General features: G+C 36.8%; 10 protein-coding genes. 6 read left to right on the plus strand and 4 right to left on the minus strand.

Annotation, left to right across the window (positions count from 1 at the left end; all coding sequences use genetic code 11):
• Both tnpB and tnpA read right to left on the minus strand, forming a co-directional pair.
• A partial coding sequence (tnpB, locus tag ACECE_RS0226090; RefSeq protein ID WP_026074015.1) for an IS66 family insertion sequence element accessory protein TnpB occupies positions 1 to 303 on the minus strand: 303 nt, incomplete at its 3' end.
• Positions 297 to 599, minus strand: coding sequence for an IS66 family insertion sequence element accessory protein TnpA (gene tnpA / locus ACECE_RS0226095; protein ID WP_010245199.1), 303 nt, complete (start codon positions 597 to 599; stop codon positions 297 to 299). The genes tnpA and tnpB, both read right to left, overlap by 7 nt.
• A 54-nt stretch (positions 600 to 653) precedes the next feature.
• On the opposite strand from tnpA, the gene ACECE_RS0226100 reads away from it, so the two are divergent.
• Positions 654 to 1,049, plus strand: a complete 396-nt coding sequence (locus ACECE_RS0226100) for a retropepsin-like aspartic protease (protein ID WP_010252864.1) — start codon at positions 654 to 656, stop codon at positions 1,047 to 1,049.
• 835 nt (positions 1,050 to 1,884) lie between these two features.
• On the plus strand, positions 1,885 to 3,537 hold the full coding sequence (gene ltrA, locus ACECE_RS0226110) for a group II intron reverse transcriptase/maturase (RefSeq protein ID WP_010252868.1): 1,653 nt from the start codon (positions 1,885 to 1,887) through the stop codon (positions 3,535 to 3,537).
• A gap of 382 nt (positions 3,538 to 3,919) precedes the next feature.
• Here ltrA and ACECE_RS28870 read toward each other — a convergent pair whose 3' ends face one another.
• Complete coding sequence (locus tag ACECE_RS28870) at positions 3,920 to 4,423, minus strand: hypothetical protein (protein ID WP_010252870.1); 504 nt, start codon at positions 4,421 to 4,423, stop codon at positions 3,920 to 3,922.
• A gap of 305 nt (positions 4,424 to 4,728) precedes the next feature.
• A complete protein-coding gene (locus ACECE_RS28875) occupies positions 4,729 to 5,367 on the minus strand; it encodes an ISNCY family transposase (protein WP_010252872.1) in 639 nt (212 codons plus the stop codon).
• A gap of 161 nt (positions 5,368 to 5,528) precedes the next feature.
• On the opposite strand from ACECE_RS28875, the gene ACECE_RS31410 reads away from it, so the two are divergent.
• The 4 genes from ACECE_RS31410 to ACECE_RS0226135 form a co-directional block, all read left to right on the plus strand.
• Positions 5,529 to 5,687: a hypothetical protein gene (locus tag ACECE_RS31410; RefSeq protein ID WP_010252874.1), complete on the plus strand. Its 159-nt coding sequence runs from the start codon at positions 5,529 to 5,531 to the stop codon at positions 5,685 to 5,687.
• 387 nt (positions 5,688 to 6,074) lie between these two features.
• Positions 6,075 to 6,638, plus strand: a complete 564-nt coding sequence (locus tag ACECE_RS28880) for a DMP19 family protein (protein WP_010252876.1) — start codon at positions 6,075 to 6,077, stop codon at positions 6,636 to 6,638.
• 331 nt (positions 6,639 to 6,969) lie between these two features.
• The gene (locus ACECE_RS0226130; protein WP_162862637.1) at positions 6,970 to 7,473 is read left to right on the plus strand and encodes a hypothetical protein; all 504 of its coding nucleotides are present in this window, start codon (positions 6,970 to 6,972) and stop codon (positions 7,471 to 7,473) included.
• A gap of 820 nt (positions 7,474 to 8,293) precedes the next feature.
• A partial coding sequence (locus tag ACECE_RS0226135) for a reverse transcriptase N-terminal domain-containing protein (RefSeq protein ID WP_010252879.1) occupies positions 8,294 to 8,816 on the plus strand: 523 nt, incomplete at its 3' end.

The following is an 8,816-nucleotide window of genomic DNA, read 5'->3' on the forward strand; positions in this document are numbered from 1 at the left end:
AAGTCCAGTTAATAACCAATAGAGTTCCCTAGTACCCACTTGAATTGTCTCTTTAGAGTTATCTGAAGGCCATTTAAACGTTCCCTTTTCAAGTCGTCGGAAGTATAGCCAAAATCCGTTATGATCCCAATGTAATATTTTTATCATTGTCCTGTTTTTATTGCAAAACACAAAAAGATTCGATGAAAATGGGTCGAGAGAAAAACATTGCTGAACTATTGCTGCCAAACCGTCGATAGAGCGTCTCATATCAGTACTTCCAATAGCAAGATATACTTTTTCTGTTCCACTTATGCTCAACATATTGCCTCCAAGGATTTAACTATAGTTTGCAAAAGTCTTTCGTCATATCCGTTCTCAATTTCAATTATAGCTTTACCTATTCTTATGTTGAGTTTTGATGTCATCATTGGTTCAAACTGAATTGGCATCCAGTTTGTTTTGTTAATTTCTTCCTTGTTTTGATTATCTCTTCTATATTTTCTATATTGGAAATTGAATGCTTTGATTTTCAACCCCTTTTCCCTACACCACTGAGCCTGGGTTTTTCCGCTTTTTTCGAATTCTCTAATTAACTTTTCCCATTCTTTATATAACATAAGACGCCTCCTGGTTTTTGGTGTATTATCTCATGCTAACAAATTGATTAACAGATGGGTTGTATTGTACGCTTACCATTTAAACATGGTCTTCTATATGCAGAAGTAGAGCTTGAAAACAAGGGAAAGAAAGTTTTAATAAGTGATGTAATTGTTGATACAGGTGCAGCACATTCTATATTTCTTGCAGATTACTTAAATGATTTAGATATAGATATTGAAGAAAATGAAGAACTTGTTGTAACTTATGGTTATGGGGGATATGCAAATAGTTCACTAAGGAAAAGAATAGAGAAGATTTCAATAGGAAATATTCAACTAAGAGATTTTAAGATAGATTTTGGAGAAATAGATCCTGATGAAAGGATAAATGGCCTGCTAGGCTTAGATTTTCTTAAAGGTGCAAAAGTTTTAATTGATCTTGATGAACTAAAAATAGTTATGAAATAATAAAACTTAAGTTAATCAAAAGCTTATATTTATTTATGTGTCAATTCAACAGTAGTGCAAAATAACGGCGTATAACAAGTCCATTTGCGTAAAGGGCAAAGCATGGAGAATGTTCGCTAGAGTAGGAGCATGATGTCATCCTGCCCACATCGATTCATCGGGCTAAAGCCGCTCACGGGTATTCCTTACAGGTCCGATTCATCGACGTCTCAAATGGCGGACGTGCGACACGAAGTCGTACAGATAAATGTTTAGCTACAAAGTAGTATAAACCTGTTATTCCGTTAACAGTAACCTGACAACGGTGCGTGGGTGGTAACACCCGGGTTCTAAGCTGTTGAGACAATGCAACCCTTTCTCGAAAGAGAAGAACAGGAAACCGCGAGGAATCCTGAATTCTGCTAGCACTAAAGCGGTTAGGGAGCTAGGTTGTGGATGGTATGGTTAAACTAATTAAACTGCATATAAACGTCGTCAATGCTAAAAAGCTAAAAGTGCTGATAAGCTTTAACCAAAAAAAGGTAAGTAGCCAAGTTAATTCCTTACGTGTTTGGGATTACACAGATGTTGAGCTACCGGCGGAATCGCAGAACCTAACCCATCTGAAATATGTTATCTGTGTGTAACGTGGTAAGCCCAAATTTCTCCTGTCAAATGACAGGTAGGCAGCCGTGAGGTGAGTCGATGGGAATGTGGGTATGGGAGTGTCGAGGAAGCGAAGGCTATCTTGTAATGAGGTAGATAGGGATAAATATCCTGACGTGAAAGCGTGCAGACTTCGACATGGTGCTTGATTACGAGATAAATTGAAGAATTTCTGGAAGAAGGAAAGCAAATGAACGCAATAGCGTGTGCACCTACTGACAACCGAATATGTTGGTCTGAGATATTATGGGACAAATGTACAGAAGCTGTTAAGAAACTTCAAAAGCGTATCGTAAAGGCTCAAAAGGAAGGAAGATATAACAAGGTCAAATCCTTGCAATGGCTTGTAACACATTCGTTTTATGCGAAGCTGATAGCAATAAAAAGAGTAACATCAAATAAAGGCAAGAATACGCCAGGAGTAGATAATATACTATGGGAAAGTGACAAGGACAAAGAACAGGCAGTTAAACTCCTGAATCGAAGAGGATATAAAGCCCAACCATTAAGAAGAGTATACATACCAAAGAAAAACAGTAAAAAGAAAAGGCCTTTAGGTATACCAGTTATGAAAGACAGAGCTATGCAGGCATTATATCTATTGGCATTAGATCCGGTTGCAGAGACAATATGTGATAATAATGCATATGGATTCAGGATTGGGAGATCAACTGCCGATGCAATTGAAGAATTATTTATTATCTTAAGTCAAAAGAAATCAGCTAAATGGATATTAGAGGGAGATATTAAAGGATGTTTTGATAATATCTCTCATGAATGGATGCTCAAGAATATACCGACAGATAAAAGGATACTAGAAAACTGGCTAAAATCCGGTATAATATTTGATAATGAATACTATGATACTGATGCTGGAACGCCACAAGGCGGAATAATTTCACCCTGTTTATGTAATCCGGCTCTGAACGGAATTGAAAGAATTCTTTTATCCAAGTTCAAAGTAAGGCAGGTAAATTGGAAAAGCTACCATCCAAAAGTTCGAATAGTGAAGTATGCTGATGACTTTGTAATAACAGGACATAGTAAAGAAATACTTGGAGAAGAGGTAATGCCTGTTCTAAAGGAATTTTTTGAAGAACGGGGTTTGGAACTATCCAAAGAAAAGACCTTAATAACTCATATAGATGATGGATTTGACTTTCTAGGTAAGAATGTACGAAAATATGGAGAAAAACTACTGATTAAACCATCCAAATCAAACATAAAAGCATTTCTGACAAGTATACGAGAGACTATAGAAAAGAATAAAATGGTTAAACAAGAAGACTTGATCAGGCAACTGAATCCGAAAATACAAGGATGGGCAAATTATCACAGGCATAAAGTATCAAAGGAAGCATATGGTTATGTTGATAATCAGATATTCCTCAAGATATGGCAATGGTGTTGCAGGAGACATCCGAAGAAGGGTAAGAAGTGGATTAAGAATAGATATTTCCATAGTATAGAGACAAGAAACTGGGTATTTGCAGCAAAAACCGACAAAGAATTTGTAAGGTTGAAAAAAGCTTCCGATACTATGATATTAAGGCATGTAAAGATAAGAAAAGAATCCAACCCATATGATTCAGAATGGAAATCATATTTTGAAGAAAGGGAAGGTTACAAACTCTTTGAAAGCATGAGCGGAAGAAAGGCATTAAGAAGAATGTGGAACAGACAAAGAGGATTGTGCCCAATATGTGGCGAAAAGGTAACTGAAAAAGGAATGTGGCGGATGCACAAAGACGAAACGACAAACAAGAAATACATTGTACATTCAAAATGTCACAACCAGTTACATGGTTATATACAAAATCCAATGGAGCTGGCTTTCTCATAGAGGTGAGGAAGGTTACAAGTGCTTGAGCCGTGTGAGGGGGAAACTTTCACGCACGGTTCTTAGGGGAGAAAGGCCAGTAATGGCCTGACTTACCCGACTCTGTGAAATATGCCCAAAGGGGTCGCGCGTCCTGCGCTCCGTTTAGCGGGTAGGGCTCTGGAGTTTTTTAAGGGCTTTTATTTAAAAATATAAAAACTATAGGCATTTGCAAAATGACTTAAAAAATCAGATGTAAAAAGTTAGAAGAGATGTAAAATGGACTTTGATAACTTAAGAGGGATATATGTTAGTGATTTGACTGAAAAACCAGAACCTTGTTGATGAAATTACAGCACAAATAAGCTTATGTATAAGACATAAGTTTCAAGAGTAAGTTAGTAAATCAAGCGATTAAAGGTTTTAAACTACGTATATACTTGTGCTCATGAATTTTATCTGCAAGTATTACAGTAATTAGTTGTGTGATACCTGCGAGATATAAATCTGCTTTAATAGTTAGGTTGTCTCTCGTTTTAAGATTACCACAGGCCATAGGCTCCTTAAGGTATTGAATGTTTTTTTCTACTACAGTCCTAATTTTGTAGTCAGAAATCCATTCGTCAGAGCCTCTAATCACACCTGGATACATGCGTTTATCCATAGCAGGAGATGTGAAGGTTACACGACCGCAAGGCTTGCCATTACAGGGGTTATCACAAGAAGTAACCCATTTACCTTTAATTAGTTTTGCCTGTGGGCACCGCCATTTGAATCTTTCGATTCTTCCTTCTTCTCGGCTCCAGCCATTTGGTTTCATTGGTACAGAAGAATCTTTAGAGCAAAGTGGCCAACCATCATCATTGTATTTAATAGGCGGAAGATTAGGGTTTGAATTTCTGGAATTCAAAGGTATTAGAGCCCTTTGAAACTTGAGTTCATCTAAGAGCAATGTGTAGGTATCGCACGTATCAAAAATAGAATCACCAAGGAAAGTGCTTGGTTTAAAAATCCGGGTGAAGAGTAAAGAAGTCTGCAAAATACTGGTTTTAAGGGATTTGGAATTCCCTAAAAAAATTTTATTTTTTGTTTGGGGAATTTCGGTTTTTTTTTAAATTTGCCTTTCCAGGAGTTTTTTTTTTGAATTCCCTATCCAAAAAAGAAAATTTGTCTGGAATGGCCGAGCCCGTTGGTAATAATGCCAACTTTTTAGACTTAGCAGAAGAAGCCGTTAATGAAGAGTGCTTGATTTTCTTTGTTTGCAGAGGCTGAAGAAGGCATAAGGCTATAAAGCCTTTTTATATACATCGACATCAGGCCTTGTCCTTGTAGAAAGCCTTGAGTTTTTTTATTGATAGAATTTATGAACTTTGGGTTATTCTCAGTTACAAAGGTTTCAATACCTGAAGTATCATAAGCGATAGTGGATGCAAGAGTAGTGTTAATTTCCTGGCAAATAGGTTCTGTAATATCTACAAGGTGGTTAAAGAAGTTTTCCAGGTAAATAACGAAATCTTGTTTGAACCGTGTAAACTGAGAGTTATGAGGGACGTCTGGAAGGCCACAGAATTCACGGGCTTCATGGCATAAATTAAGAAAAATAATGAGTAGCGAAACTGTAGGAATGCCAAGAATTTTCTGCAGAACTAATGCTGAAAGCATTGAAGAGAGTGAATATTTACGGTCTCTCCCTAGAGTTTTGTGGTAAGACCAATAAAAATCCTGTGGTATAAGCGAAGATAAATCAAGATGTTGTGAGAGTAGCTTAAGAAATTTTGGCTTATTATTTTGAAAAACATCTTTACATTCTTCGAATGTGTCAGCAAAAGAAATTTGTTTATAAAGTTTTACCATTTGTTTTCCCCTTCTCTTGTTTAAAATTGGATTAGATACCTATATTTTACTAGAAGCAGAGGGGGAAAACAATAAAAATATCAATTTGAAATGCAGTAAATTCAAGCGTTATAGCATTTCGCAAATAACTATTAATGATATATAAGCTGGGGGAATGCATAGTGACAAGTATAAGAACAATGATGTTAGGAATTTCTATTATGTTAGCAGCTGGAATAGTTGCAATAGACCCTGAGGTAACATTTGGAGGATTAGAATATGTATTTGTTTTTTTGGGATTAGTAACAAGTTTTTTGGGATTTTCAAAAAAAGATGAATGATAGTTCTGGTCTCTAAAGTTTATGCAGAAGAACATTAGCACCAATATGGTATTCTACTTGAGAAGAAGTAAATTACTTGATTTGAGTTTTTTGTTAAGGAATTCCCATCCGTGGGAATTTCTGAATCACGGGTCAGGATACATCGGAGATCAATGCATCTCAGTGAAGGCTACGAAAGCAGGAGCAAGAAGTATTTCTCTGGAGTAAATTCATGTAGCAGGGCTCCGCCTCATCCTCTCATGGGCGCAGTTGCGCGCTGACGCGGGACATCCTTACGGGACCATTCGAGGACGACTGAGATGCCGACGTTCTCTGCAATCATGGCATGCTGCAAAAGCAGCAGTTTGTCCTAAGGTATTATTTTAAGTCCAAAATGGGGGGCTATGAATGAGTAATATTAAAGATATCATAAAAAATTTAATATCAGCTGACAATATGTTGAATATGTCTTCTAGCGAGATTATTAATGAAATAGCTTCAAATCAATATAATGGGAAGAATGGGCATCTTAAAGACCCTATTGTTTTTACAAAGCTTCCGATTGTTCTACAAGATATTCTATTGTTAGCAGATTTTGATACTGAATTAAATATGAATGGAATTTTGGGATTTTTAGAGAATTCAACTGGTTTATATTTAAATGAGACTATAGAAGCATTAGGAAGAATAGATGCTATTGAAGATAGAAAAATTATGGATGATATAAGATCAATTATGATGGCTTATGGGTGCAGTCCAATCAATTTAAGAGAAAACGTTAATAAAGGTTATGAATACGAGATTACAAATTTTATTTCTACTCACGGTGAAGAATATGAAGAAATGGCAGATAAAATAGAGAAAGAGTCCAAAAGATTATACTATAGGTGTCCAAATAGAAATATTTTTGATAATCTAGAGGTATATGTTGATCAACATAAGGAAGAGCTATTGAGTAGTATTTTGGGTTGATGATTAATAAAATAAAAGGTTACTTTTCTAACGAAAAGTTTTGATTTAATGCCATGACAGCAGAGAACAACACATTTGCATAAAGGGCAAAGCATGTAGCGTGGCGTTGGAGCATGGCACGGGGTCATCCTGCCCAAATCCATTCGTTGGGGGCGTAGCCCCGTCAAGTAGAAGGGCTTCGAGGGTCCAACTCATGGACTTTGCAAATGTAAAACGATATATGCCATACAGCAAAAAAGACCGCCATCCATGGCGGAAATTTTAGGGAAAGTCTTTGTAGATTTTTTGAAAGGTTGGACGCATTATGGATTTGAATTGTATATGGCATTTTATGAGGGCGTATAAATCATTGTTTGTAACAATAAGATCAAATACTAAAGGCCTTTATTATATTGATTTACTAAAGACTTTTGAAAAATATATAGATTTAGATTTAAGTGCAAAGAAGATAGCTAAGCTTAAAAATGATTTTGATCAAATTGAAAATATTGATATAATAGAGAAAAATTATTTGAAAAATGATTTGGATGTTTACAAATGTAATGAAGGTTTTAATGATGTTGAAAAGCTAAAGAATTATATTTATGCGTTACCAGTTGTGACAAATGAAATGATTAAGTTATTAGAGAGAAAAGAGTATGAAAGAGTGCATGATTTTGCGGATGCAGTTCATAATTTTCCAGAGTTTCTTGTGACGGATTTTTGGAGTGCTGGCGAATATTATAAAATCTATATTAAACCGTACAATGAGAAATGGAAAGATACTTTTTTATGTGAATTGGAAAGTAGAAACAAGATAAAAGCATTCTTATCTAAATTTATACATAGTAGTTAGCCCGCCATCCTTGGCTGGGAAGGGCTTCGCGGGGCTGTACGGCACATATCAACACATGCCCGTAAAAGTGCGGATAGAAGGGCATGAAGAATTGCTTTGCGGGTCATTCCATGCAGAAGGTCCGCACTACACCACTTCACCGACGCAAGCGTGCCAAAGAAGAAGGGCTTTGCGGGTCCGGTTCAGTGGCGTCGGGCATGTACACGTGTGCGACACGAGGTCGCACAGATAAATGTTTAGCTACATTAAGTAGTATAAACCTGTTATTCCGTTAACAGTAATCTGACAACGGTGCGTAGGTGGTAACACCTTGGGTTCTAAGCTGTTGTGACAATGCAACCCTTTCTCGAAAGAGAAGAACTGGAATCCGTGAGGAATCTGGAATTCTGCTAGCACTAAAGCGGTTAGGGAGCTAGGTTGTGGATGGTATGGTTAAATTAAATAAACTGCATATAAACGTCGTCAATGTCAAAAAGCTAAAAGTGCTGATAAGCTTTAACCAAAAGGTAAGTAGCTAAGTTAACTCCTTACGTGTTTGGGATTACACGGATGTACAGCTACCGGCGGAATCGCAGAACCTAACCCATCTGAAATATGTTATCTGTGTGAAACGTGGTAAGCCCAAATTTCTCCTGTCAATTGACAGGTAGGCAACCGCAAGGTGAACCGACGGGAATGTGGGTATGGGAGTGTCGAGGAAGCGAAGGCTATCTTGTAATGAGGTAGATAGGGATAAATATCCTGACGTGAAAGCGTGCAGACTTCGACATGGTGCTTGATTACGAGATAAATTGAAGAATTTCTGGAAGAAGGAAAGCAAATGAACGCAATAGCGTGTGCACCTACTGACAACCGAATATGTTGGTCTAAGATATTATGGGACAAATGTACAGAAGTTGTAAAGAAACTTCAAAAGCGTATCGTAAAGGCTCAAAAGGAAGGAAGATATAACAAGGTAAAATCCTTGCAATGGCTAATAACACATTCGTTTTATGCAAAGCTAATAGCAATAAAAAGAGTAACATCAAACAAAGGCAAGAATACCCCGGGAGTAGATAATATATTATGGGAAAGTGATAAGGACAAAGAGCAAGCAGTTAAACTTCTGAATAGAAGAGGATATAATGCACAGCCTTTGAGAAGGGTATATATACCAAAGAAAAACAGTAAAAAGAAAAGACCTTTAGGTATACCTGTAATGAAAGACAGGGCGATGCAGGCATTATATCTATTGGCATTAGATCCAGTTGCAGAGACAATATGTGATAATAATGCCTACGGATTCAGAATTGGAAGGTCAACTGCTGATGCAATTGAAGAATTATTTATTATCTTAAGTCAAA

Origin of the sequence: Acetivibrio cellulolyticus CD2 (assembly GCF_000179595.2) — a bacterium.
Classification (GTDB): Bacteria; Bacillota; Clostridia; order Acetivibrionales; family Acetivibrionaceae; genus Acetivibrio; species Acetivibrio cellulolyticus.

Coding starts and splice junctions, on each gene's coding strand:
- tnpA (WP_010245199.1), bottom strand. CDS start 599: ATGTTATATAAAGAATGGGAAAAGTTAATTAGAGAATTCGAAAAAAGC.
- ACECE_RS0226100 (WP_010252864.1), top strand. CDS start 654: ATGGGTTGTATTGTACGCTTACCATTTAAACATGGTCTTCTATATGCA.
- ltrA (WP_010252868.1), top strand. CDS start 1,885: ATGAACGCAATAGCGTGTGCACCTACTGACAACCGAATATGTTGGTCT.
- ACECE_RS28875 (WP_010252872.1), bottom strand. CDS start 5,367: ATGGTAAAACTTTATAAACAAATTTCTTTTGCTGACACATTCGAAGAA.
- ACECE_RS28880 (WP_010252876.1), top strand. CDS start 6,075: ATGAGTAATATTAAAGATATCATAAAAAATTTAATATCAGCTGACAAT.
- ACECE_RS0226130 (WP_162862637.1), top strand. CDS start 6,970: ATGAGGGCGTATAAATCATTGTTTGTAACAATAAGATCAAATACTAAA.